General features: G+C 62.9%; 25 protein-coding genes. 13 read left to right on the forward strand and 12 right to left on the reverse strand.

Annotated features, from left to right (window positions below; translation table 11 throughout):
• Positions 1-49 precede the first annotated feature (49 nt).
• Complete coding sequence (gene tolC / locus J9893_RS14725; RefSeq protein ID WP_029313618.1) at positions 50-1375, reverse strand: outer membrane channel protein TolC; 1326 nt, start codon at positions 1373-1375, stop codon at positions 50-52.
• Positions 1376-1681: 306 nt separating this feature from the next.
• Between tolC and nudF the strand changes: the two genes are divergently transcribed.
• From nudF to parC, 11 genes are all read left to right on the forward strand, one after another.
• Positions 1682-2323: an ADP-ribose diphosphatase gene (gene nudF, locus J9893_RS14730; protein ID WP_210599876.1), complete on the forward strand. Its 642-nt coding sequence runs from the start codon at positions 1682-1684 to the stop codon at positions 2321-2323.
• 99 nt (positions 2324-2422) lie between these two features.
• Entirely contained in the window at positions 2423-2869 is a 447-nt protein-coding gene (locus J9893_RS14735) for a DUF1249 domain-containing protein (protein WP_039039758.1), read from the forward strand.
• A gap of 27 nt (positions 2870-2896) precedes the next feature.
• The gene (gene cpdA / locus J9893_RS14740) at positions 2897-3715 is read left to right on the forward strand and encodes a 3',5'-cyclic-AMP phosphodiesterase (protein WP_039039757.1); all 819 of its coding nucleotides are present in this window, start codon (positions 2897-2899) and stop codon (positions 3713-3715) included.
• 9 nt (positions 3716-3724) lie between these two features.
• Positions 3725-4312 (forward strand): YqiA/YcfP family alpha/beta fold hydrolase, encoded by a 588-nt coding sequence (locus J9893_RS14745; protein ID WP_210599877.1) that lies wholly within the window; start codon positions 3725-3727, stop codon positions 4310-4312.
• 2 nt (positions 4313-4314) lie between these two features.
• Entirely contained in the window at positions 4315-4938 is a 624-nt protein-coding gene (locus tag J9893_RS14750; protein ID WP_045523105.1) for an NUDIX hydrolase, read from the forward strand.
• A 36-nt stretch (positions 4939-4974) separates the two neighbouring features.
• Positions 4975-5379 (forward strand): GFA family protein, encoded by a 405-nt coding sequence (locus J9893_RS14755; protein WP_039039754.1) that lies wholly within the window; start codon positions 4975-4977, stop codon positions 5377-5379.
• Between the two features lie 171 nt (positions 5380-5550).
• Positions 5551-5793, forward strand: a complete 243-nt coding sequence (locus J9893_RS14760) for a DUF1656 domain-containing protein (RefSeq protein WP_042865381.1) — start codon at positions 5551-5553, stop codon at positions 5791-5793.
• Complete coding sequence (locus J9893_RS14765; protein WP_039039753.1) at positions 5786-6652, forward strand: HlyD family secretion protein; 867 nt, start codon at positions 5786-5788, stop codon at positions 6650-6652. The genes J9893_RS14760 and J9893_RS14765 overlap by 8 nt, the downstream gene beginning before the upstream one ends.
• 1 nt (position 6653) lies before the next feature.
• Positions 6654-8657, forward strand: coding sequence for an FUSC family protein (locus J9893_RS14770; RefSeq protein WP_043153984.1), 2004 nt, complete (start codon positions 6654-6656; stop codon positions 8655-8657).
• 113 nt (positions 8658-8770) lie between these two features.
• Positions 8771-10681, forward strand: coding sequence for a DNA topoisomerase IV subunit B (gene parE, locus J9893_RS14775; RefSeq protein ID WP_010672780.1), 1911 nt, complete (start codon positions 8771-8773; stop codon positions 10679-10681).
• A gap of 83 nt (positions 10682-10764) precedes the next feature.
• A complete protein-coding gene (gene parC / locus J9893_RS14780; protein ID WP_101149788.1) occupies positions 10765-13059 on the forward strand; it encodes a DNA topoisomerase IV subunit A in 2295 nt (764 codons plus the stop codon).
• A 102-nt stretch (positions 13060-13161) separates the two neighbouring features.
• Here the strand turns inward: parC and J9893_RS14785 are convergent, their stop codons facing one another.
• The 7 genes from J9893_RS14785 to J9893_RS14815 all read right to left on the reverse strand — a co-directional run bounded on the left by J9893_RS14785 (position 13162) and on the right by J9893_RS14815 (position 17822).
• Entirely contained in the window at positions 13162-14151 is a 990-nt protein-coding gene (locus tag J9893_RS14785; RefSeq protein WP_080722524.1) for a toll/interleukin-1 receptor domain-containing protein, read from the reverse strand.
• 203 nt (positions 14152-14354) lie between these two features.
• The gene (locus J9893_RS14790) at positions 14355-14729 is read right to left on the reverse strand and encodes a hypothetical protein (RefSeq protein ID WP_043127135.1); all 375 of its coding nucleotides are present in this window, start codon (positions 14727-14729) and stop codon (positions 14355-14357) included.
• Positions 14730-14787: 58 nt separating this feature from the next.
• Positions 14788-15039 (reverse strand): hypothetical protein, encoded by a 252-nt coding sequence (locus J9893_RS14795; RefSeq protein WP_162517877.1) that lies wholly within the window; start codon positions 15037-15039, stop codon positions 14788-14790.
• Between the two features lie 237 nt (positions 15040-15276).
• On the reverse strand, positions 15277-16179 hold the full coding sequence (locus J9893_RS14800; RefSeq protein ID WP_101149786.1) for a hypothetical protein: 903 nt from the start codon (positions 16177-16179) through the stop codon (positions 15277-15279).
• An 11-nt stretch (positions 16180-16190) separates the two neighbouring features.
• Positions 16191-16958, reverse strand: coding sequence for a hypothetical protein (locus tag J9893_RS14805; protein ID WP_024943297.1), 768 nt, complete (start codon positions 16956-16958; stop codon positions 16191-16193).
• Positions 16959-16971: 13 nt separating this feature from the next.
• A complete protein-coding gene (locus tag J9893_RS14810) occupies positions 16972-17514 on the reverse strand; it encodes a hypothetical protein (RefSeq protein ID WP_060390667.1) in 543 nt (180 codons plus the stop codon).
• Positions 17515-17537: 23 nt separating this feature from the next.
• The gene (locus tag J9893_RS14815) at positions 17538-17822 is read right to left on the reverse strand and encodes a DnaJ domain-containing protein (RefSeq protein ID WP_024943298.1); all 285 of its coding nucleotides are present in this window, start codon (positions 17820-17822) and stop codon (positions 17538-17540) included.
• A 267-nt stretch (positions 17823-18089) separates the two neighbouring features.
• Between J9893_RS14815 and J9893_RS14820 the strand changes: the two genes are divergently transcribed.
• The gene (locus J9893_RS14820) at positions 18090-18500 is read left to right on the forward strand and encodes an EF-hand domain-containing protein (RefSeq protein ID WP_210599878.1); all 411 of its coding nucleotides are present in this window, start codon (positions 18090-18092) and stop codon (positions 18498-18500) included.
• A gap of 77 nt (positions 18501-18577) precedes the next feature.
• Here J9893_RS14820 and J9893_RS14825 read toward each other — a convergent pair whose 3' ends face one another.
• The 4 genes from J9893_RS14825 to J9893_RS14840 are packed head-to-tail and all read right to left on the reverse strand — an operon-like array spanning position 18578 to position 22330.
• Positions 18578-19102, reverse strand: coding sequence for a protein disulfide oxidoreductase (locus J9893_RS14825; protein ID WP_210599879.1), 525 nt, complete (start codon positions 19100-19102; stop codon positions 18578-18580).
• Positions 19103-19105: 3 nt separating this feature from the next.
• Positions 19106-19846: a DsbA family protein gene (locus J9893_RS14830; RefSeq protein WP_210599880.1), complete on the reverse strand. Its 741-nt coding sequence runs from the start codon at positions 19844-19846 to the stop codon at positions 19106-19108.
• A 10-nt stretch (positions 19847-19856) separates the two neighbouring features.
• The gene (locus J9893_RS14835) at positions 19857-21896 is read right to left on the reverse strand and encodes a protein-disulfide reductase DsbD domain-containing protein (protein ID WP_210599881.1); all 2040 of its coding nucleotides are present in this window, start codon (positions 21894-21896) and stop codon (positions 19857-19859) included.
• A 53-nt stretch (positions 21897-21949) separates the two neighbouring features.
• Positions 21950-22330 carry a hypothetical protein gene (locus tag J9893_RS14840; RefSeq protein ID WP_210599882.1) on the reverse strand — a complete coding sequence of 127 codons (381 nt, stop codon included), beginning with the start codon at positions 22328-22330 and terminating at the stop codon, positions 21950-21952.
• Positions 22331-22494: 164 nt separating this feature from the next.
• Between J9893_RS14840 and J9893_RS14845 the strand changes: the two genes are divergently transcribed.
• The gene (locus J9893_RS14845; protein ID WP_039039739.1) at positions 22495-23223 is read left to right on the forward strand and encodes a 1-acylglycerol-3-phosphate O-acyltransferase; all 729 of its coding nucleotides are present in this window, start codon (positions 22495-22497) and stop codon (positions 23221-23223) included.
• The last annotated feature ends 26 nt before the right edge of the window (positions 23224-23249 follow it).

Genomic DNA, 23249 nt, shown 5'->3' on the forward strand with positions numbered 1-23249 from the left:
ATGAAAAAGGCGACCCCGGGGTCGCCTTTTCTCATGGTGTGCGCCTGGCTCAGGACTTCTTGGTGACCTGGGCGGCGGGCATCAGACCCTGGTTCACCTCTTCCAGATCCTTCTGCTCCAGGATGCCGGCGGCCTGCTTGAGGGAGAGGATGCTGAGGATGTAGTTGTAGCGGGCCTCGGAGAGCTTCTGCTTGGCCTGATACAGCTTGCGGGTGGAGTCCAGCACGTCGACGATTGTGCGGGTGCCCACCTCGTAACCGGCCTCGGTCGCCTTCAGGGCGCTGTCGGCGGAGATGACGGACTGGCTGTAGGCGCGGACCGAGCCGATGCTGGCGTTCACGTTGTTGTAGGAGGAGCGGACCGTGCTCTGCACCGAGCGGAAGCTGCGCTCGAGCTGTTCGCTGGCGGCCACGTAGTTGAACTGTGCCTGCTTGACCTGGGAGGTGGTGGCCCCGCCGGTGTAGATGGGCAGCTTGAAGTTCAGGCCGATGTTGCCCTGATTGCTGTTGCTCTCGGGGTTGCGGATCTCGTCCTTGTAATCGTTGTAACCGGCGTTCAGGCCGGCGCCCAGATCCAGGGTCGGTTCATGACCGGTCTTGGCCAGATCGATCTGCTCCTTGGCGATGTCCTTGCCGATGCGGGCGCTGTGCAGCTCAAGGTTCTTGTCCAGGGCCAGTTCCAGCCACTTGTCGGAGTTGAACGCGGTCTTCTGCGGGCTGAAGCGATCGGTGTTGAGCACGTCCAGTTGACGGTGGTCGATACCGGTCAGCTCGCGCAGGCTCTCGTAGCTGTTGTCCAGGGTGTTCTCGGCGTTGATCTCGTCCGCCAGCGCCTGATCGCGCTCGGCCTCGGCTTCGTGCACGTCGGTGATGGCGGTCAGGCCCACTTCGAAGCGCTGCTGGGTCTGTTCAAGCTGACGCTCGACCGCGGTCTTGTTGGCACGCACGAATTCCAGGGTATCCATGGCCTTGAGCACGTCGAAGTAGGCCTGGGCGGTACGCAGCATCAGGTTCTGGTACTCGAGGTTGTAGGCCACGTCGGACTGGGTGGCGCTCTTCTCGGTCAGATCCAGGTTGACCCAGTTGCTGCGACGGTAGATGGATTGATCCAGGGTCACGGAGCCGGTAGCGCCCGTGTTGGTCATGGTGTCGTTCTTGTTTTGCAGGTAGTTCAGGCCGGCGCCCAGGTTGATCTGGGGCAGCAGGGCTGCACGGGATTCGTTGATCTTCTCGAAGGCCTGGTCCCGCTTGGCCTTGGATTCCAGCAGCTGGGTATCCTTGATCTGGGCCTGTTGGTAAATATCGAGCAGGTTTTCGGCATGAGCGGCGCCGCTCACACCCAGCATCACCATGACTGACAAGAGTGTTCTTTTCATATGATAGTTTTAACCTTTTGTATCAACCCAAAGCTGTCCGCTGGATGAAGGGGGGATTGTCACCGACCAAGCTTGATTTCAGCTTAACCACTCTACTATAAGCAGATTTCATTGCGAACTGTCTCTTTTCCAGCTGCGGAAACGTCAAGGTCCGGGGCGAGTTTTCTCGGCAACGCGCCTAGCCAAATGCCCTGTGGCTGCTAAAATCCTTCCCTCATCGTCGGCGAGAGCGAGTGAATGAATGTTCATTCATGCCCCCGAATATTATGGTCAAACCAAGCCAAGTCAAGCTGGCAGGAGTCTCGAATGTCACAGCAAGCCTTGCCTCAAACCTGCCACTACTCCAGCGATGATGTGAAAATCATTGAAAAATCAGCTGGATATAATGGCTTCTTCAAGGTGAATGTCTACCGCCTGCAACACAGGCTGTTTGCCGGTGGCTGGAACGCCCCCATCGTCCGGGAACTGTTCGAACGTGGCCATGCCGCCGCCCTGCTGCCTTATGATCCGGTGCGGGACGAGATCGTGCTGGTGGAGCAGTTTCGCATCGGCGCCATGGAGACCTGCGCCACCCCCTGGCTGCTGGAGCTGGTGGCCGGCATCATCGATGAAGGGGAGACCGCCGAGGCAGTGGTGCGGCGCGAAGCGGTGGAAGAGGCAGGGATCGAGGTGGGACGCTGCGAACACGCCATCAGCTATCTGGTGAGCCCGGGTGGCAGCACCGAGCGCATCGAGGTGTTCGTGGGCGAGGTGGATGCCAGTCAGGCCAAGGGGATCCACGGTCTGGCGGAAGAGGGGGAAGACATCCGGGTCCACGTGGTGAGCCGCGAGCAGGCCTATGCCTGGCTCAAAGAGGGGCGCATCGACAATGCCGCCTCCGTCATCGCCCTGCAGTGGCTGGCCCTGAATCACGGCGAGCTGCGGGCACGCTGGCTGGCGGGGCGCTGAGGTGACGCTCGTTCAGACCCGGGTCAGGTGCCCTGTGTCCGACTGGAACACGGTGCAGTGGGTCCACCCTTCATGGACCCTGATTGAGGGAGCCGCGACATGTCATTAGTCCAGAGCCCGATGAAGCGCTATGTGCCTGATTTGATGTCCTTGCAGCGTACCTGCGAGGTCAATTACATGGCGCTGATGAAACTGTTGCCGCCCGGTGGCAGCGTGGGTGCCGAGCGCCGCTATCAGGTCGGCAACGGCCTGCAGTTCCAGCTCACGGTGACCGAGGAGAGCCGCTTCACCAGCCAGGTGATCCTGGCCCAGCACAACCCCGAATTGCCGAGCTACTTGCAAGCCCGGATAGAGATTCGTTTGTATCATGATGTGCGAATGGCGGAAGTGTGTGCGGCGCAACAGATTTCAATGTTGCAACCACGTTATGATTATCCCAATCAAAAAATGCATCACAGGGATGAAAAGGAGCAGGTAAATCTATTCTTGGCCGATTGGTTGAGATTTTGTCTCAAACACGGCACCAGCCTGATTAACATCCTCTAGTCGAACCCATAAAAAAGAAGCGTGATTTTGGAAACAGAGCTACCTCAGGCGCCGGACGGCAGTGTGCGCCTGTTACAGATTACCGATACCCATCTCTTCGCCAGTGCCGAGGGGCGGCTGCTGGCCGTGCCCACGGCGCAGAGTCTGGCCGCCGTGTTGGAGCGGGTGCAGGCCAACGAGCACCCGTTCGATCTCATCCTCGCCACCGGGGATCTTTCCCAGGATCACAGCCCGGAGTCCTACCAGCGCTTCGCCTCCATGATGGCGCCCCTGGCTCGCCCCATCTACTGGTTGCCCGGCAACCACGACGACGGCCCCCTGATGACCGAATACCTCCATGCGGCCGGCATCAGCGAGGCCAAGCAACTGGTGGGGGATCACTGGCAGGTGATCCTGCTGGATACCCAGGTGCGCGGCAAACCCCACGGGGTGCTGGGGGATCACCAGCTGGCGGCCCTGGATCAGGCCCTGCGCCAGCATCCCGAGCGCCATGCCCTCATCGCCCTGCACCATCAGGCGGTGCCGGTGGGCTGCGCCTGGCTGGATCAGCACAACCTCAAGAATGCCGACGACCTGTTCGCCGTGCTGGCCCGCCACCCGCAGCAAAAGACCATCCTGTTCGGCCACGTCCATCAGGAGTTTGACGAGGTGCACCACGGAGTGCGGCTCATCGCCAGCCCTTCTACCTGCATCCAGTTCAAGCCGCTCTCCGACGGTTTCGCACTGGACGAATCCGGCCCGGGTTGGCGCTATCTCACCTTGCACCCGGATGGCCGGGTGGCGAGCCAGGTGTGGCGCCTGCCGCTGGGGCAGTTCGTACCCGACCCCAATGCCACCGGTTACTGAGGCGTTGCCATGAAGTCCGTACTCCTCTACCTGCACGGTTTCAACTCCTCTCCCGGCTCGGCCAAGGCGCAGCAGATGGCGGCCTGGGTGGCCGAGAACAGGCCCGATATCGAGGTGGTGATCCCGGCCCAGCCCAACACCCCGGCGGCCGCCTGGGCTGCCATCGAGCAGGCCATCGCCGACCTGAAGGCCCGCCACGGCAGCGCCCTGCGACTGGGCGCCGTGGGCAGCTCCCTCGGTGGCTTCATGGCCACGAGAGTGAGCGAGATGTACGGTTGCCGCGCTGCCCTCATCAACCCGGCGGTGCGCCCCCACGAGCTGCTCTGCGACTACCTCGGCCCCCAGACCAACCCCTACAGCGGCGAACGCTATGAACTGCTGCCTGTGCACATGGACGAGCTGAGAGCGCTGGCGGTGCCGGTGACGGCTCCCGAGCGGCTCTGGGTGCTGCAACAGCAGGAGGACGAGGTGCTCGACTATCGCAAGGCGCTGGACGAATACCGCTTTGCCCGTCTCTCCCTGGAGTGCGGCGGCGATCACGCCTTCACAGGCTTCGAGCGCTACCCCGCCCAGATCGTCCGTTTCCTCGGGCTCTAGCCGTGCAGCCGCCGTTGGCCGCCTTCCTCGAACAGGTGCTGGCCACGGCCCAGGCGGGGCTCACCTACTCCCGCGATCCCTTCGACATCGCCCGCTTCGAGGCGCTGCGAGCGGCCACGGTGACGCTCATCGCCAGCCAGAGCGAGCTGGCCCCCGACGCCATCGACGACTGGATTGCCCTCGACAGCGGCTATCCCACCCCCAAGCTCGATGTGCGGGCCTTCATTCAGAACGATGCGGGCCATGTCCTGCTGGTGCAGGAGCGCAGTGACGGTTGCTGGACTCTGCCGGGGGGCTGGTGCGACATCGGCGATTCGCCTGCGGACGCCGTGGTGCGGGAAGTGAGCGAGGAGACCGGCCTCGCCTGTCGGGCGGTGCAACTGCTGGCCCTGTTCGACAAGCTCAAGCATCCCCATCCCCCGCAGTTGCCCCACGCCCACAAGGCGTTCTTCCTGTGCGAGGTGACGGGGGGCGCTCTGCTTACCGACACCGATGAAACCAAAGGGGCGGGGTACTTCCCCATCGACGCCTTGCCCGAACTCTCCCGCCACCGGGTGGTGGCGTCCCAGCTACGCACCCTGCATGACCATCTTTTACAAGGGCGGCGGGATACCCTGTTCGATTAACCGGTTCGCAGCCTGACACTGCGGCAAGGAGGCAGCATGATCACACGCATCGGCAATACCCCCATCCAGAAGAAACACAAGGCGAGCTGCCACTGCGGCGCCGTGGTGCTGGAGCTGACCCTGCCGGATGGCGTGGTGGATCCGCGCCGCTGCGACTGCTCCTTCTGTCGGCGGCGAGGGGCCATCGTCGCCTCGGTGCCGCTCTCCGGCATCCGCATCCTGCAAGGGGAGGCGGCGCTTCGCTGCTACCAGTTCAACACCCGCACCGCGAAACACTACTTCTGCAGCGTCTGCGGCATCTACACCCATCACCAGCGCCGATCCAATCCGGCGGAATATGGCTACAACCTCGCCTGTCTGGAGGGGGTCAACCCGTTCGATCTGGGAGAGGTGCCGACCCGCGACGGGGTGCATCACCCGGCAGATACCGTGGCCGATTGAACGCGAGGTGACTGCCCCGACGGGTGGCGGGGAGGACGGGCGAGGTGTTGCCGTGCCACTCCCGTGACGACACCTCAGGGGGTCATCTGCTTGTGTAGCCCCCGCCATGGCTGTGTTAACCTTGCCCTGTCCGTCTCCCGGCGGACCCCGGCCTCTCTCTTCATTCCATCTCTGCCAACAGGGGGCACACCCGTGACGACTGCTTCAGCGCTGCCGGATCTGATCCTCGGGGCCTCGCTCTACTTTCCGCCCCTGTTCAAGGCCGTGCTGCTCGGCCTACTGGGCTGGCTGCCGCTGCACCATCTGCTGCGGGACTGGCTCTACGGTGGGGATGTCTGGCATCCCCTGCTGATGGATCTCTCCCTCTTCATCCTCGCCGTCAGCGGCGCCCTATGGATATTGCTACATGGCTAAATCACCCCTTGCGACCCTCAAATACTTCTCCACCCTGCTGGTCTTTGCCCTGGCGCTGGTGTCGCTCTGGTGGCTGTGGAACGACTACATGCAGGGCCCCTGGACCCGGGATGGCAAGGTGAGGGCCGAGCTGGTCAGCATCACGCCCCAGGTGTCGGGCAAGATCGTCAGGATAGGGGTCAAGGACAACCAGCTGGTGAAGGCGGGGGACCTGCTCTTTACTCTGGATCCCGAGCCCTATCGCATCGCGCTGGACAACGCCAGCGCGGCCCTGGCCAAGGCCAGGTCGGATCTCGACAAGGCGGAGCACGAGGCGAATCGTCGCCAGAGCCTCTCCCGCACCGTTATCTCCGCCGAGGCGGTGGATGAATCCAGGCTCAATGCCCAGGCGATGAAGGCGGCCTATGAGGTGGCCCAAGCCAATCTGGAGCAGGCCAGATGGTCCCTTGCCCGGACCGAGGTCCATGCTGCGAGCGACGGCTACATCACCAACCTGCAGGCCAGGGTCGGCAACTACGCCACCGCCGGGGTGCCCCTGGTGGCCCTGATAGACACCCACTCCTTCTATGTGCAGGGCTATTTCGAAGAGACCAAGCTCAGGCACATCGCCCCCGGCAAACCGGCCGAGGTGGTGCTCTACAGCGGGGATCGGGTACTCAGGGGGGAGGTGGAAAGCATAGGGCGCGCCATTCACGATCAGAGCCTGGAAGGCAGCGAGGGGCTGCTGCTCGACGTCAAGCCGAACGTGCCCTGGGTGCGCCTGGCCCAGCGGGTGCCGGTGCGGATCAGGCTGCTGGCGATTCCCCCGGATCTGGTCTTGATCGCGGGCACGACCTGTACCATCACCATAGGGGACTAGGGTGATCCCCTCGCTCTGGCGCCAGACCCCCTGGGGCAAGGCCAACGGCGGACAGTGGCGCTACGCCCTGCGCAATGCCCTGGCCATGTGCCTGTCGCTCTGGCTGGCGTTCGTGCTGCAACTCGACTCTCCCTACTGGGCCATGACCTCCGCCGCCGTGGTGAGCTTTCCCACCGTGGGGGGCGTCATCAGCAAGAGCCTGGGGCGGGTGGTGGGCAGCCTCATCGGCGCCATGGCGGCGGTGATGATCACCGGCCTTGGCATCGGTGATCCCTGGCTCTTCAGCCTGCTTATCGCCCTCTGGCTGGGGGGTTGCACCTACATCTCCAACCACCATCAGAACAACGTCTCCTACGGTTTCGCCCTGGCGGGCTATACCGCCGCCATCATCGCCTTCTCCTGCGTCAACCTGACCGACCCGCAACATATCTTCGACATCGCCCAGGCCCGGGTGAGCGAGGTGATCGTCGGCATCCTCTGCGGCGGCCTGATGATGATGATCCTGCCGAGCTTCTCCGATGGCGAGACTCTGCTGGACTCCCTTGGCAAGAGCCAGACCCGGCTGCTGGAACATGCCCAGCTGCTCTGGCTCGGGGAGACGGGCGCCGATGTGCGCACCGCCCACGAGGGGGTGATCGGTCAGATCCTCACCCTGAACGTGCTGCGCATCCAGGCAGTCTGGAGCCACCACCGCCTGCGCCGCCACAACCAGTTGCTGAACTATCTGCTCCATCGCCAGCTGAGGATGGTCAGCCTCATCTCGGGGCTGCGCCGCATGCTGCAACACTGGCCAGAGGACGCCGTCGACCCGGCCCCCATGCTGGCCGCCGTGCTGCGGGAGCTGGGACAGGGGGGCTGCGACAAGCTGCGCATTGCCCGCCTGATGGCGCCCTTCGTGGCCCGTTCGGGGGATGATTATCGCTGTCAGGCCTTCTGGCTGCGGCTGCGCCACTTCTGCTGGAGCTACCTGGAGTGTCAGCGCTGGCTGGAAAGGCTGGCCCGCCACGATGGCCAGGAGTGGCCGGCGCCGCCGCGCCACAGCTCTCTGACCAGCCACACCGACGGCCTGGAGGCGGCCTACAACGGGGGGCGTACCTTCCTCTGCGTGATGCTGGGCTGCACCTTCTGGATCCACAGCCAGTGGGATGCGGGCGCCGCGGCCCTGACCCTGCTCGCCATCTGCTGCGTGCTCTATTCCGCCACCCCGGCCCCGGCCAAGGGGGCCCAGACCATGCTCAAGGCCATCGTGCTGCTCAGCTTTATCTGCTTCGGGGTCAAGTTCGGGCTGATGATCCGCATCGACGACTTCTGGATCTTCTGTGCCCTGCTGTTCCCCGCCCTCATCACCCTGCAACTGCTGAAATTGCAGCGCCCCCAGGGGGCGGCGCTCTGGGGCCAGCTCATCGTGCTGCTCGGCTCCTTCCTCGCCATCACCAATCCGCCGAGCTACGACTACCTCGCCTTCGTCAACAGCAGCCTCGCGCAGGCACTGGGGGTGATGAGCGCCGGACTGGCGTTCCAGCTGCTGCGACCTAGCTCGGATCGGCGCAAGAGCCGCCGCCTGATGCATCGTCTGCGGCGGGATTTCGTGGACCAGCTGGCCCCGGCCCCGCATCAGAGCGAGGGGGAGTTTGAATCCCGGGTCTATCACGCGGTGAGCCAGCTCAGCCAGAGTCAGGATCAGGGGGCCCGGCTCTGGGTGCTGCGCTGGGGCGTGGTGCTGCTCAATTGCAGCCATATCGTCTGGCAGCTCAGGCTCTGGCGCAGCCGGGATCCGGCCCTCTATCTGGTGCGGGACGGCTGTCTGCGCTGCCTGAAAGGCATTCTGACCGAAGGGGGCGTGCAGCACGAGACCCTGGGGCGCACCCTGGCGGAGCTGGACCGCATCAGCCAGGGGCTGGGGGAACATGCAGACCCGGCGGCCCGGGCTCTGGCGGGGCTGGTGTGGCGACTCCACTGCTCCCTCTCCCAGCTTGTGCAGGCCCTGCCCGGGGAACCCGCCTGATCCCGGGCGGGGAGGCCGGAGCCCCTCTGGATCACCCTTTGCGAGCGCCCCATTTGTCCCGGGCCCTCCCAGCGAGTAAGATTCCCCCCAAACGTCAATTCGCAAGGCCCTCCATGTCCACTCAATACAATGCGGATGCCATTGAGGTCCTCAATGGCCTTGAACCGGTGCGTCGCCGCCCCGGCATGTACACCGACACCACCCGGCCCAATCACCTCGGCCAGGAGGTCATCGACAACAGCGTCGACGAGGCGCTGGCGGGTCACGCCCGCAATCTGGAGGTGATCCTGCACGAGGATCAGTCCCTCGAGGTGATCGACGACGGTCGCGGCATGCCGGTGGACATCCACCCGGAGGAAGGGGTCTCCGGCGTGGAGCTGATCCTCTGCAAGCTGCACGCGGGGGGCAAGTTCTCCAACAAGAACTATCAGTTCTCCGGCGGCTTGCACGGGGTAGGGATCTCCGTGGTGAACGCCCTCTCCGATCGGGTCGAGGTGACGGTGCGCCGGGACGGCCAGGTCTATGACATCGCCTTCGAGCGGGGCGAGAAAGTGTCTGATCTGACCATCACCGGCACCTGCGGCCGTCGCAACACCGGCACCCGGGTGCGCTTCTGGCCAGAGGCGCGCTACTTCGATTCGCCGCGCTTCTCGGTCTCCAAGCTCGAGCACCTGCTCAAAGCCAAGGCCGTGCTCTGCCCGGGCCTCACCATCAAGTTCCTCGACAAGAACACCGGCATCAAGCTTGAGTGGTGCTACGAAGACGGCCTCAAGGATTACCTCATCGATGCGGTCAAGCAGTTCACCTGCCTGCCGGAGCAGCCCTTCGTCGGCTCTTTCAGCTCCGAGCAGTCGGCGGTGGACTGGGCCCTGTGCTGGTTGCCGGAAGGGGGCGAATGCCTCGCCGAATCCTATGTGAACCTCATTCCCACGGCGCTCGGTGGCACCCATGTCAACGGCCTGCGCCAGGGGCTGCTCGACGCCATGCGCGAGTTCTGCGAGTTCCGCAACCTCTTGCCCCGCGGGGTCAAGCTGACCCCGGAAGACATCTGGGATCGCTGCGCCTACATCCTCTCCATCAAGATGCAGGACCCGCAGTTTGCAGGGCAGACCAAGGAGCGACTTTCATCCCGCCAGAGCTCGGCCTTCGTGTCGGGCGTGGTGAAGGATGCCTTCAGCCTCTATCTGAATAGCAACACCGAGCTGGCCGAACAGCTGGCGGAGCTCTGCATCTCCAGCGCCCAGCGCCGGATGCGCGCCGCCAAGACGGTGGTGCGCAAGAAGATAACCCAGGGCCCGGCCCTGCCCGGCAAGCTCACCGACTGCGGCTGCGCGGATCCCATGCAGGGGGAGCTCTTCCTGGTGGAGGGTGACTCCGCGGGCGGCAGTGCCAAGCAGGCGCGCGACCGCGAATTCCAGGCCATCATGCCCCTGCGCGGCAAGATCCTGAACACCTGGGAGGTGGAGGCCGGTCAGGTGCTCGCCTCCCAAGAAGTACACGACATCTCGGTGGCGATCGGGCTTGACCCCGACTCCGACGATCTCAGTGGCCTGCGCTACGGCAAGGTGTGCATCCTCGCGGATGCGGACTCGGACGGTCTGCACATCGCCACCCTGCTCTGCGCCCTCTTTGTGAAGCACTTCCGCACGCTGGTGGAAAAGGGCCATGTCTATGTGGCCATGCCGCCCCTCTATCGTATCGACATCGGCAAGGAGGTCTTCTACGCCCTCGACGAGGACGAGAAGAACGGCGTGCTGCAACGGGTCGAAGCCGAGAAGAAGAAGGGCAAGGTGATGGTGACCCGATTCAAGGGGCTGGGTGAGATGAACCCCAAGCAGTTGCGGGAAACCACCATGGATCCCAACACCCGCCGCCTGGTGCAGCTCACCATGGGCGCGGAAGGGGGGGCAGAAGGGGAAGATGGGGACGAGACCCTGCAACTGATGGACATGCTGCTGGCCAAGAAGCGCGCCGGTGATCGCCGCGAATGGCTGGAAGAGAAGGGCAACCTCGCCATCATCTAAGCCGTCGGCTGGCCCGGACAGGGCCAGCAAGCATTTAGCCGGAGTCGCCCTGTGGCGGCTCCCGAACCGAAAGAGATAATCACATGAGTGATGCTATCGAGCTCAGTCTGGACGGGGTAGAGCGCCAGCCAATGCGCACCTTTACCGAACAGGCTTACTTGAACTACTCCATGTACGTCATCATGGATCGGGCCTTGCCGCATATCGGCGATGGCCTCAAACCGGTGCAGCGGCGCATCATCTACGCCATGAGCGAGTTGGGGCTGTCGGCGCTCTCCAAGCACAAGAAGTCAGCCCGTACCGTGGGTGACGTGCTGGGTAAGTACCACCCCCACGGCGACATCGCCTGTTATGAAGCCATGGTGCTGATGGCCCAGCCCTTCTCCTACCGCTACCCGCTGGTGGATGGTCAGGGCAACTGGGGTGCGCCGGACGATCCCAAATCCTTCGCCGCCATGCGTTATACCGAGGCGCGGCTGTCGCGCTTCTCCGAGCTGCTGCTCTCCGAGCTCGGCCAGGGCACGGTGGAGTGGACGCCGAACTTCGACGGCACCATGAAAGAGCCGGTGGTGCTGCCTGCCCGCCTGCCGCACATCCTGCTCAACGGGGTGACCGGCATCGCGGTGGGGATGGCGACCGATATCCCACCCCACAACGCCCGGGAAGTGGCCCACGCCTGCGTGGAACTGCTGGATAATCCCAATGCTGGCCTGGATGCCCTGATGGCCCATGTGCAGGGGCCGGACTACCCGACCAATGCCGAGATCATCACGCCGCGCGACGATATCCGCAAAATCTACGAGACCGGCAAGGGTTCTATCAAGCAACGGGCGGTGTGGAGCGAGGAGGATGGCGACATCGTCATCACGGCGCTGCCCCATCAGGCCTCAGGCGCCAAGATCATGGAGCAGATTGCCGCCCAGATGGTGGCCAAAAAGCTGCCCATGGTCACCGATCTGCGCGATGAGTCGGACCACGAGAACCCGACCCGTCTGGTGATTGTGCCGCGCTCCAACCGGGTGGACGTGGAGGGGCTGATGGCCCACCTGTTCGCCACCACGGATCTGGAGAAGAACTACCGGGTCAACCTCAACATCCTGGGTCTGGACAACCGGCCCCAGGTGAAAGACCTCAAGACCATCCTCACCGAGTGGTTGAGCTTCCGCCGTGAAACGGTGCGTCGCCGCCTGCAGTATCGCCTCGACAAGGTGCTGGCCCGCCTGCACATCCTCGAAGGCTTGCTCATTGCCTACCTCAACATCGACGAGGTGATCGAGATCATCCGTACCGAGGAGGAGCCGGGCCGGGTGATGATGGAGCGCTTCAACATCAGCGAGACCCAGGCCGAGGCGATCCTCGAGCTGAAACTGCGTCACCTGGCCAAGCTCGAAGAGTTCAAGCTGCGCGCCGAACAGAACGAACTGGCGGAAGAGCGCGACAAGCTGGAACTGATCCTGGGTTCCGAGCGCCGTCTCAGCACATTGCTGAAGAAAGAGATCCTGGCGGACGCCGAGAAGTACGGTGACGATCGCCGCACCCCGCTGGTGGAGCGCGCCACCGCCGTGGCGCTGACCGAGAAGGAGCTCACCCCGAGCGAGCCGGTCACCGTGATCCTGTCCGACAAGGGCTGGGTGCGCGCCGCCAAGGGCCACGACGTCGATGTGGAGGGCCTCTCCTACAAGGCGGGGGACAACTACCTCGCCCACGCCCATGGCCGCAGCAACCAGCAGGCGGTGTTCCTCTCCACCCTGGGGAGAACCTACTCGCTGGAGGCCCACACACTGCCCTCCGCCCGCAGTCAGGGCGAGCCGCTCACCGGTCGCTTCGCGCTGGGTGCTGGCGAAGAAGTACGCCATCTGGTGATGGGTAACGAGGGCGAGCCGTATCTGATCTGTTCCGACGCCGGTTACGGCTTCGTCTGCAAGTACGATGACCTCATTGGCAAGAACAAGAACGGCAAGGCGCTGCTCACCGTGCCGGAAGGGGGCCTGGTGATGGCGCCCCAGAAGATAGGCGCGCCGGACACCGATCTCTGCATGGCCATCTCCAACGAGGGGCGCATGCTGCTGTTCCCGCTCAATACCCTGCCGGTGCTCGGCAAGGGCAAGGGCAACAAGCTCATCAGCATCCCGTCCGCGCGGGTGAAGGCGCGGGAGGAGTTTGTGGTGATGGCCGCCGTCATCCCGCAGGGCCAGTCGGTCACCCTGTTTGCCGGCAAGCGCAAGCTCACTCTTAAGCCATCTGACCTTGACTACTACCGCGGCGAGCGCGGCCGCCGTGGCGCCAAGCTGCCCCGCGGTCTGCAGCGGGTCGATCGTATCGAGATTGAATCCGCCGCCGGCGCCGAGCCGGTAGCCGGGGAAAATCAGGAAGGGTAATAAAATAATAGGGAGCGAATAGTCGCTCCCTATTATTTTGAGGTGATAAATGAAAGCTTAATTTATTACCATCGCTGGGATTAAATGTTAGTTTTCGTAAACTCAGCCTAACCTACGACTTTGCTTAATTTGGTTGAAAAACATATCCCAGAGGTGTTCCGCCATTCCTTCGTTCGTGAGCAATGTTTCTCTTGAAGAACTCATATTGTAACCCCCCATCAATGGACGAAAACCAAGAACTTGACCATTTTCGGTAATGGTCAAACATTCATTGTAACTATTTCTGGCCATGCCATCCTGGCCATAACATATATCACCCACCCCATGACTACGGCCATTGTTACGCCAAATAGCACACTGACCAACCCGGCTGCCGCTGATGTAAATCGCGCAACTGAATGCATTGGCATCCAGCTGATGGAACTCAGAGTCTACTCCTGAATTACGCTTTTTAAGCTCAGACAAGGAGTTTTCAAAATATCGGGTAACGTACTCGAACCCTTCACGGCAGGCACGATCTTTATCGAGATCGGTGAAGCTCTTTGGCAAGGAAAGGTTGCTGGATCTTGGTGTGAAAATTGATCCAGTTTCTTGAGTCGAAGAAAATGTATTAATCTGTGAACGAAGGCCCACATCCTGCTGCGTATTTTTCGCCTCCATATTGTCAATGGCGCGTACTACGGCATCGACCACTTGCACATAACCTTCATCGTGACTAGCGAATTTCGTAATTGGTTTACCATCCACTGTGGCAGCAAGTATTTTGCCAAACGGTAATTGATGCCAGGCACATTCCCTTAAAATTACCGGAATAACTATTGCCTCGCCCCTTCTATGGCGCTCCATAGCATTTGCCATTTCAACCTGATAACAATAATCAGAAGCGATAAAGTCACTACTGATCAGCAAAAGCACAATATCTGCTTCAGAAAAATATTGATCAATCTTATGCTCGAATACTTCCCCTGGAATAATGCACCGGTCGTGCCATGTGGATATTCTCCCCATGCGTTTCAAGGGTGATAGATGTTTTTCAAGTTCATTACGTAATGCTTCATCAGCATGAGAATAGGAAAAAACGAGGCTAGCCATAATTCTAAGATGCTCCTGAACCATTACTGTTAGATACAACTATTCTGACGATTAAGCACGGAAGGTGCAATGAGCAATATGGCTTGTTCTGTGCTTATTACACCTGATGAGAATTGCATACCCCCCTCTCCCATTGGGAGAGGATCGGTGTGAGGGAAAGTAACCGCTGGGTGCCATCAACAGGGGAATGGCACCGCCGCAAATCAGTTGTCGAAATTCCACTGTATGGGCAGCTCAAGATCGAATATCAGCTGATCTCCGTCGAGGCGAAAGGCCACGCTGGTCTGGTGCTGGTCATATTCATCGATAAGTCGGCAGCTCTCGGCAAAGTTGGATTCGTAGCTGAGGCGCGCACTGCCGCCGGTGTGAGCCTCGTCGAGTTCCACCCCCTGTACCCGCAGTGGCTCTTTCTGACTGAGCTTGACCCGACTGTCACCCACATCCACCAGCCGCTCCAGCAGGGGGAAGAAATCCTGCTTGTGTGCCTCTATCGCCCGGGCGATGGCCTGTTCCAGCTCGGCGTGGCTGGCAAGGGGGCCATTCAGGGTGTAGCGGGTCTGTATCCTTTCCTGGGCCATAAACTGTTCCTCTTTGGGGTTGCCGGCGGGAGCTTCTCCCTTGGCTGTGACGCTGCGCTCAGGCGGGGATGCGGCCATTGCGCACCAGGGCCCGGCGGATGTTCATGCACATCTTGCCGAAGCGCTGGATCTCGTCGAAGGAGGGCGGAATGCCGCGATCGATCTGATATTGCCAGTAGCAGAGATCCGTATCCACCAGCTCCATCAGCTTTTTGGGGCAGCCGATGCAGGTGTTGTCCGGCCCGCATTTGAAGGTATCCGGTTGATAGAGCGGAAATTCCGCCTTCACGGCGTCGATGATCTGCTGCATCGCGGTAATGCGGTCCGGCTTTCTGTTCACGGCTCGTTTCCCGGCTCTGGTATGGGGAGTCATTATATCCCTGCCAAAAATGGGGCCAATGACGCTTACGGGGTAGTTTTCTGCCAAGGGCGGCGGCGATGACAAGGGTTTCTGCTGCCAGCGGGATGGCGGATAGCACAACGCCCGGCAAGCCGGGCGTTGTGGGGAGGAGCGGCGGGGGCCGTCCTGCAAGGGGGCATGGCTCCCTTAGAAGTCGTGATAGAGCGGCCAGCCGAGCAGCGGGTGCTTGAGCCCGGCGCGCATCTCGATGTTGTCGAGCTTCTCCGGCGAGGCGTTCTCTTTTTGCAGCAGCTGGTACTGGCGCACAAAGCCGAGGGTGTGCAGCAGGTTCGGCACAAAGCCCGGGCTCAGCTCCTGGCGCAGGGCGGCGGCCATGTCGGCGGGTAGCGCGCTCAGCATCAGAGCGAGCTGGGCGGCGAGGTAGTCGGTGTCATACCAGCCCTCGTCGAGCTCAACCTCTCGCGCAAGTCGGCGCTTGAGATCCTGCTTCACCTTGAGCGGGGCGGCGCCACTGCCCTTGCCGCAGAGGATGCGGTAGAGCAGGGCCTCGGCCAGCTTGTCCTCCATGGTGGGGTGGTCGCTCTCGCAGGCGAAGAAGTGCTGGTCGATGAGTTCCATCAGGCGGCTCTTGTTGTGCTCGGTCAGCGCCTTCTCGTACTCCTGCCACCCTTGCCACTCCTCCACATCGGGCGGGCTCGAGATCTTGTCCAAGAGCCGGGCATCCACGTCACCGTAGAGGCTGTTGCCAGCCTGCTTGGGGCTGACGGTGATGAGCATCGACCAGCCCTTCTGGAACGGCTTGATGGGGCCTTCCGGCGCCTGCAGCAGCGCCAGCGCCTTGGCCGGATCCCGCGCCGAGAGCTCCTGCAGGCCGAGGCTCACCACGCCGATGACGTCGTGGGCGGCTTGCTCCAGCAGGTGCATCTTGTACTTGTTGTAGTACTTGTCGGCGAATTTGAGGCTCATCAGCACCGCCTTACCCTTGATGGCGGCCAGCTGTTGTTCGCTCAAACGTTCATTGTCGCGGCCAAAGCGCAGCACCTGGGTCAGAAAGGGGCCCTGGTTGGCATCGCGAATGACTAACTGCATGAATGGGCTCCTTAATCCAGAAAGCTGAACATGTCGTCGACGTCGCCGTACTCGTCTTCCTCGACCTTGTTCTTCTCTTTGGCCTGCATCACCAGCTCGGCGGCAAACTTGTTGATGATGCCGTCCCAAGTGGAGTGTTCGCTCCGCAGCAGCGCCTTGATGGCTTTCTCCACCTCGGGGGCCAGCTCGCGAATGAGCATCAAGAGGCTGCGCGGGTCATCCAGCGCATAGTCGTGGACATCCTCGCTCTGCTGGCGCTCGCTGTAGCGCAGGGACTCTTCGAGATCTTCCTCTTCGGCGTGCAGCACGTCGCGATAGCCTTCGTCCTCTTCATAACGATCGCCACGATAGAACTCGATAAAGGGGATGGCGAGGTAGAAGAGACCGGCCGGATCTTCGGCCACGCACTCGAGGATCTCCCGCTGCTTGGCCTCGCTATCCTGGGTGCGGATCAGGTAGTTGAGGAAGTCGAAGGTGTGCTGTTGCAGCTCGTCGGCGTTGTTCTTGATCGCCTCTTCCCAATAGAGAGGCTGCTGGCAGACGATGTCACGGATCCGCTCCGGGGTCATCAGCTCGGAGATGATGGAGGGGAAGGAGATGTCGTGCTGGCCGTTGATCTGGGTCAGGGTAACGATATCAATGTTTTCAATCACTTCTGCCAGCTGGTCGTCAGACATGGTCTTGGCGATCAGCTCGAACTTCTCGCTGGCCTGCTTCGGCTCGATAACGGCCAGTTCTTTGATCTCGATGGCGGTAATTTCTATCAGACTGTTGCTCATGCCTTGCCCCAATTTAGAAACGGACTTCGTCGTACATATCCTGATCGCGGTCGTCATCACCATAGCGGTCACTGCCGCCATGGTAGTCGGCGTCGGCATCTTCCCCGTCTTCCTCTTCTTCGTCGCGCAGCTCATAGTCGTCATCGCCGCGGTGGCTGCCGCGCGGCAGCGGGTTGTCGAGCAGGAACAGCACGGCGCAGGCTTCCATCAGCTGATCTTCGCTCTGGGCCCGCACCGCCTTGACCAGCGGCAGGACGGCGTTGTTGAAGCCGATGCTCACCTTGAACTCGTCCCAGCTCGGCTGCTCGCCGCTGGCGAGCCACTTGTTCCACTGCCCCTTGGCCTTGGCCGGGAACTGCACCCGGCCATAGAGGGCGAGCGGCAGGTATTCAGGCATGAACTCCAGCATGCTCATGTCGGCCAGCAGCAGGGCCTTCATCTGGTCGGTGAACTGCTCAAGCCCCTTGGGGTCGTCCTGATCCCGGTAGGATTCGATGTTTTCACTGGCATCGCTTTGCAGGGCCTTGAGCCGTGCCTGGTCCCATTTATTTTGCATAGTCGCTCTTCTTGCCTGGTGGCTCAGGGGTAGAACTGGTCCCACATCTCCTGCATGGCAGCAGCGGGATCGGTCACGATGACGTTGTTGAAATCCTTGATAAAGGCGGCCCGCTGTTTCGGATCGGACAGCACTTCATAAGCCTGCTTTACCTGGTGCAGCCGGGCGGCTGCCTGCTCTTTCTCTTCTTCGCTCGCCCCGTGCAGCTTGTCGGGGTGGTACTGGTTCGACAGCCGTCGATAGGCTTTCTTGATGTCGTTTTCACTGGCATTGGACTTGACGCCCAACACCCGGAAGTAGTTGTTCATGACGGATCCTGCCTCACTGGCATGGTGGAATTCATCCTGTGTCGACCTGGTGGCGCAACGTCGGCAAACCAGGCTCGGCAAAAACCGGAGATTTTAACGGAAAGCCGGCGCCTCTGCCATGAAAGTGCGGTCTTTCTGTACGAAAAGAGCGGGCGGTGCGAGATGGCGGCGGGGCTACACTGGCAGAGGGGGGCGGCAGGCCCCGGCGTTGCCCGGCCCCCTCTTGTCCGAACCATCCGGATTCTGCCGTCACAAGGAGTCATCGCCATGGTCAAGTCCGCGTTTTTCGTGCTCGCGCTGGCAGGCAGTGCCGCCTCTGCCAGCGACAAATTGCCCGCCTCGCCGCTGATGGGGGATGTCACCAGGGCCCAGTTCATGGAGCGCGCCGCCCAGCGCTTCGCCTTGCAGGACAAGAACGGTGACGGCGTGCTGTCGGTTGCCGAGAAAGAGGCCAACCTGGCAAAGCTGGCTGGCGTGATGCAACAGGCTGGCAAGCCGGTCCCGGAGCGGATGAGCCAGCTCAAGCCGTCGCGGGAGACCACCAGGGCCCAGTTCATGGCGCGGCAGGAGGCGCTCTTCTCTCGCCTGGACAAGAACGGTGACGGGGTGATCGGGGAGTCTGAGCGTCTCGACATCAAGGCCAATCTGGAGAAGCGGGCGATGGAGGCCGCCCAATAGGGCGGGTTGTCAGCCCTCTGATGAAAAAGAGCCCGGTAGCGATACCGGGCTCTTTGCATCTCTGGCATGAAGGGGGGCTACCAGCTTGCCCAGAGCAGCCGCAACCTGAGCCCCCAGGCGCTGCTCCAGCCGGTGGTGCTGCTCACCAGAGCCCCATCCTTGATGACGAGGAAGGTCGGCGTCACCCCCACCTGCCAGCGGGCGGCCAGATCTCCGGACTCGTCGTTGTGGGTGGGGAAGGTCAGCCCCTTCTTCGCCATCCCGGCGCGCAACGGTTCATCGCTGCCGGAGCGCAGGGCCACCGTCAGCACATTTTCGCCCTCCTGCCAGAGCTGTTCCACCGTGGGAGTGGTGAAGCGGCACACCCCGCACCAGCTGGCCCAGTAGTAGACCAGCAGGGGCTTGCCGCGGCTCTGCTCGGCCAGAGTGGTGGTGGTGCCGTCCTGCAGGGTGAAGGGGGCCTCCATGGCCCCCGCCGGCAGCGTGGGGCTGCGCCACAGATCCACCAGGGTGGTGATGACAAGCGCCATCAGCAGCAGCCAGAGCGCCTCCTTGCCCCAGCGGCGCCAGCGCGGTGCCTTTACAGCGACATCCTCAACCATGGTTTAGTTCCGCCTGGCCAGCTCGGCTTTGACCAGCTGCTCCAGCTCGTCATAGGGGAGGGCGCCAGGCACCAGCTGGTTGCCGATAAGCGTCGCCGGGGTGCCCTGTACGCCCAGCAGGGGGCCGATGCGAAGGCTGTTGCGCAGCTCCTCGGTGGCCTTGCCTTCCGGCTTGAGGGTCAGGTTGTCGGTGGCCGCCAGCGCCTTGTTGATGTCCGCCTCGGTCAGCAGCCCCTGCTTGCTCATCAGCTTGTCGTGCAGGGGGAGGAAGCGGGCCGGATCCTGCTTCCACAGGGTGAGGCTGTACTGGGCCGCCTTGGCGGAGGTCTGCCCCTTGAACGGCAGCAGCTTGATCACCAGCCCCAGATCGTCGGGATAGGCCTCGAGCAGCCGGGTCAGCTGGGGATCGAACTGCTTGCAGTAGGGGCAGTTGTAATCGGTGAACAGCACCAGGGTCAGCTTGGGGTGCTTGGCCCCGAGGCGCGGGCTGGTGGCGCTGTTGAACAGCACCTCCTGGTTGCCCTTGATGAAGTCGCCGAGCTGGGCCTGCTGGGTCGCGGCGTTCTGCTTCTCCCAGGACTCAGCGGCCTCGTCCAGGATCTTCGGGTTCTGCACCAGAGTCTCACGAATGAGCTCCTTGATGCGGGCCTCCTGCTCCGGGGTGAAGGGGGCGGCGTGCAGCGTGGGGGTGCCTAGGGTGGCGGCGACCAGGGCGGTGCAGAGGGTCAGGGTACGCAGGTTCATGGCATTCTCCTTAGAAATGGGGGCCGGGCTGGACGAGGCCGGCCTTGTTCAAGACGTCGAGCAGCGCTGCCTTGTCCAGCAGGGGGGAGAGGGTCTCCCCCCCGGGCAGGCCGGGCCCGTAGATCTGGTTGAAGGGGACGGCGGCGGCGCCGCGCTGGCGCAGGAAGGCGGCGATGGCATCACTCGGCCTGCTCCAGTCGCCGCGCAGGGCCACCACGTCCGGGGCGGACAGGGCCTCCTGCACCTCGCCCTGCAGCAGCACGTTGTATTTATTGGCCTTGCAGGTGACGCACCAGTCGGCGGTGACATCCACGAAGACCCGCTGGTGCCGAGCCAGGGCGTCGGCGATGGCCTGTTCGGAGAGGGGCTGCCAGGCGACTCTGTCTATGCTGCCCGACCCCTGCGCCGTGAGGGCGCCCCCCAGCAGCAGGGCGCCGCCGATGAGTGCCGAGAGGGAGAGGGCCAGCGTGAAACCACACAGACCATAACGCCAGAGGATGCCCATCAGCAGCACCAGCACCATGGCGGCCATCAGCCAGCCGGTGGCCGTGCTGCCCAGATGGTTGCCAAGCAGGCTCGCCAGCCAGAGGCTGGAGCCCAGCATCATCAGGCCGAGCAGGATGCGCAGTCGCCCCATCCAGCGCCCCGGTTTGGGCAGCCAGAGGGCAAGGCGCGGCAGGGCCGCCACCAGCAGCCAGGGCAGGCTCATGCCAAGGCCGAGGGCCGTGAAGATGAGCCAGAGCTGGCCGAGGGGCGCCGCCAGTGCAAAGGCCACCGCGGTGCCGAGGAAGGGGGCCGAGCAGGGGGTCGCGAGCAGGGTGGCGAAGCTCCCCTGCAGGAAGTGACCGCCGAGCCCCTTGCCGCCGCGGGTGGCGAGGCGAGTGTTGAGATTGCTGGGCAACCTTATCTCGAACAAGCCCAGCAGGTTGGCGCAAAACAGCAGGGTCACCGCCACCATGAAGCCGATGAAACCGGCGCTCTGGAACTGGATCCCCCAGCCGACGGCTCCCTGAGTCGCGCGCAGCAGGCTGCTCATGGCTGCCAGCACCCAGAAGGAGGTGATTATCCCGGCGCTGGCGGCGAGGAACTGCTTGCGCACGCCTCCTTGTTCGCGCTCCTGCTGCTGCAGCACGGTGCCGAGTTTCAGGGCCAGCACCGGCAGCACGCAGGGCATCAGGTTGAGGATGAGACCGCCGAGCAGTGCCGCCCCCAGCAGCCAGAGGAGGGGCTGCCCCGGGGCCGGCAGGGCGAGGGGATCGGCGATGGTGGCGCGGGTCTGCCAGGCCTGCTCGCCGCTGGTGAGCAGCAGACCGAGGGATTGACCACGCAAGTCAGGGGCATCCCCCTGCCAGCCATCGCTGACCGGCACCCGGGCAATCAGGGTGGTGCCGCTTACCTCGAGCGCGGGCTTGCCGAACTCGGCCCCCTCCAGCGCATCGATGAAGAGCGCAGGCGCCTGCCACCCCTCTGCCCGCTCGGCCCGCAGCTGCAGCTGGTTGTGCTGGTAGCCGAGCTCGACCCGGGTGTCGGCGGGCAGCGTCTGCGGCAGCGTGCTCATGGCCTGGGCCCAGCCGAAGTCAAAACCGGCCGGCGCCTGCCCATCCGCCGCCAGGGTGAAGGGGTAGTCGGTCAGGATGCAGACATTGCTGCAGGTGGAGAGGCGCAAGGTGCCCTTGAGCGGCTGCCCGGCCGGGTAGTCGAGGCTCAGGGGGAAGCGCACCTGCTCCTGATAGCCCTGGGTGCTGAGTCCGGCCACTTCGAAGGGGCGCGGCGTGGGCCAGTGCCACTGGACGTTGCCGACCGGCTGATCCCACAGGATCTGGGGCGCTATGCCCCCTTCACCCGGGCTGCGCCAGTAGGTTTTCCAGCCGGATTCGAGGGCCACCTCGAGCAGGATGCGGGTGTGGTCAGGGGCGCTGCGGTCGGCTTGCAGCCGGACCCTGGCGTGATCGTTCCGGGGGCTGGTGAGCCAGCCCGTATCGCTGGCCAATCCGCTGGATTGCCACAGCAGGCAGCCCAGTAGCAGGACCGCCTTGAAGAGATTTGACATGTTTTTGGTCTCGCAAAAAATGAGTGACAGCTAACGAAACAACGCGGCTGAACTCATTCCCGCCAGACACAGAGGGTGAGGTGGAGTCGTCGTTCCGGGGGCGAGACGGCCCGTGGCGGCGGCAGTGGCGGCGTGTAGCGCCAGAGCGGCGCCAGCAGGGCGATGAGCAGCGCCACCGCGAAGAACAGCTGCTCGACGCAGAGCAGGCTGGCGGCGCTCAGCCACTTGCCGTTGAGCTGGCAACCGTTGGGCTGGGGGCTGGAGGTGCTGGCCTTGTCGGCCTGGTCGTCGGGAGTCACGGAGGAGGGCAGGGCCTGGCAGCTGATGGCGTGATCGAGCAGGGCGAGTCGGGCCAGCGGCTGGGCCGCGCAATTGAGCACCAGCAGGCAGACCAGCAGCAGGAGTCGTGTCGCCCAGCGTTGTTGGTGAATCATGCTCGCCCCGTTCATCAAGATGGGCACATCCTAACGACCAACGGCGGGTGGGGCAAGCCGGAAGGCGAGGGGGACGTGCGAGGCTGGTCGGTTCTGTCTGGCGAACGCTTGTTCGCTAAAAGGGGGACCAGTATACTGCGCCGAGTCAAATTCCGAGGTGTTCGATGCTCAAACTTGCCCGTGTGCTGCTGCTGGCCCTGCTGCTCGTCTTCTGGTTCCTGTTCGGCCTGTTGCTTTGTCTGGTGCGCCCGCGCCACCCGAACAACGTCTATGTCTTCGCCCGCATGTATCATGCGGTCTGCCCGCTGATCGGCCTCAAGGTCCGGGTGACGGTGGCCGACGAGGTCAAATCGGTGGGGCCGGCGGTCTATGTCTGCAATCACCAGAGCAACTACGACATCTTCACCGTGACCGGCGCCGTGCAGCCCGGCGTGGTGGCGGTGGGCAAGAAGAGCCTGCTGTGGCTCCCCTTCTTCGGCCTCATCTTCTGGCTCTCCGGCAACGTGCTGATCGACCGCTCCAACCGCTCCCGCGCCATCGGCACCATCGGCCAGGTGGTGGATCGCATCAAGCATCGTGGCACCTCCATCTGGATGTTCCCGGAGGGGACCCGCTCCCAGGGGCGTGGTCTGCTGCCGTTCAAAGCGGGGGCCTTCCACACTGCCGTCCAGGCCGAGGTGCCCGTGGTGCCCATCGTCTGCTCCAGCTACTTCGGTCAGGTCGATCTCAACCGCTGGGACAACGGCGAGGTGCTGCTGGAAGTGATGGCCCCGGTGTGCAGCAAGGAGCACGGCGCCGCCGGCATTCGCGAGCTCTCCGACACCTGCCGGGAGAAGATGGAAGCCAAGCTGGCGGAGCTGGATGGCAAGCTTGGCCATCGGCCGGCGGCCTGAGCCCGGTTGCAGAGAAGAGAGGGAGC

Source organism: Aeromonas sp. MaB10011B, from assembly GCF_017939325.1.
Classification (GTDB): domain Bacteria; phylum Pseudomonadota; class Gammaproteobacteria; order Enterobacterales; family Aeromonadaceae; genus Aeromonas; species Aeromonas caviae.

What these genes read in the sequence shown, in the direction of transcription:
- tolC (WP_029313618.1), bottom strand. Translation starts at nt 1,375, where the DNA reads ATGAAAAGAACACTCTTGTCAGTCATGGTGATGCTGGGTGTGAGCGGC.
- nudF (WP_210599876.1), top strand. Translation starts at nt 1,682, where the DNA reads ATGTCACAGCAAGCCTTGCCTCAAACCTGCCACTACTCCAGCGATGAT.
- J9893_RS14735 (WP_039039758.1), top strand. Translation starts at nt 2,423, where the DNA reads ATGTCATTAGTCCAGAGCCCGATGAAGCGCTATGTGCCTGATTTGATG.
- J9893_RS14745 (WP_210599877.1), top strand. Translation starts at nt 3,725, where the DNA reads ATGAAGTCCGTACTCCTCTACCTGCACGGTTTCAACTCCTCTCCCGGC.
- J9893_RS14755 (WP_039039754.1), top strand. Translation starts at nt 4,975, where the DNA reads ATGATCACACGCATCGGCAATACCCCCATCCAGAAGAAACACAAGGCG.
- J9893_RS14765 (WP_039039753.1), top strand. Translation starts at nt 5,786, where the DNA reads ATGGCTAAATCACCCCTTGCGACCCTCAAATACTTCTCCACCCTGCTG.
- parE (WP_010672780.1), top strand. Translation starts at nt 8,771, where the DNA reads ATGTCCACTCAATACAATGCGGATGCCATTGAGGTCCTCAATGGCCTT.
- parC (WP_101149788.1), top strand. Translation starts at nt 10,765, where the DNA reads ATGAGTGATGCTATCGAGCTCAGTCTGGACGGGGTAGAGCGCCAGCCA.
- J9893_RS14785 (WP_080722524.1), bottom strand. Translation starts at nt 14,151, where the DNA reads ATGGCTAGCCTCGTTTTTTCCTATTCTCATGCTGATGAAGCATTACGT.
- J9893_RS14790 (WP_043127135.1), bottom strand. Translation starts at nt 14,729, where the DNA reads ATGGCCCAGGAAAGGATACAGACCCGCTACACCCTGAATGGCCCCCTT.
- J9893_RS14795 (WP_162517877.1), bottom strand. Translation starts at nt 15,039, where the DNA reads ATGCAGCAGATCATCGACGCCGTGAAGGCGGAATTTCCGCTCTATCAA.
- J9893_RS14800 (WP_101149786.1), bottom strand. Translation starts at nt 16,179, where the DNA reads ATGCAGTTAGTCATTCGCGATGCCAACCAGGGCCCCTTTCTGACCCAG.
- J9893_RS14805 (WP_024943297.1), bottom strand. Translation starts at nt 16,958, where the DNA reads ATGAGCAACAGTCTGATAGAAATTACCGCCATCGAGATCAAAGAACTG.
- J9893_RS14810 (WP_060390667.1), bottom strand. Translation starts at nt 17,514, where the DNA reads ATGCAAAATAAATGGGACCAGGCACGGCTCAAGGCCCTGCAAAGCGAT.
- J9893_RS14815 (WP_024943298.1), bottom strand. Translation starts at nt 17,822, where the DNA reads ATGAACAACTACTTCCGGGTGTTGGGCGTCAAGTCCAATGCCAGTGAA.
- J9893_RS14820 (WP_210599878.1), top strand. Translation starts at nt 18,090, where the DNA reads ATGGTCAAGTCCGCGTTTTTCGTGCTCGCGCTGGCAGGCAGTGCCGCC.
- J9893_RS14825 (WP_210599879.1), bottom strand. Translation starts at nt 19,102, where the DNA reads ATGGTTGAGGATGTCGCTGTAAAGGCACCGCGCTGGCGCCGCTGGGGC.
- J9893_RS14830 (WP_210599880.1), bottom strand. Translation starts at nt 19,846, where the DNA reads ATGAACCTGCGTACCCTGACCCTCTGCACCGCCCTGGTCGCCGCCACC.
- J9893_RS14835 (WP_210599881.1), bottom strand. Translation starts at nt 21,896, where the DNA reads ATGTCAAATCTCTTCAAGGCGGTCCTGCTACTGGGCTGCCTGCTGTGG.
- J9893_RS14840 (WP_210599882.1), bottom strand. Translation starts at nt 22,330, where the DNA reads ATGATTCACCAACAACGCTGGGCGACACGACTCCTGCTGCTGGTCTGC.
- J9893_RS14845 (WP_039039739.1), top strand. Translation starts at nt 22,495, where the DNA reads ATGCTCAAACTTGCCCGTGTGCTGCTGCTGGCCCTGCTGCTCGTCTTC.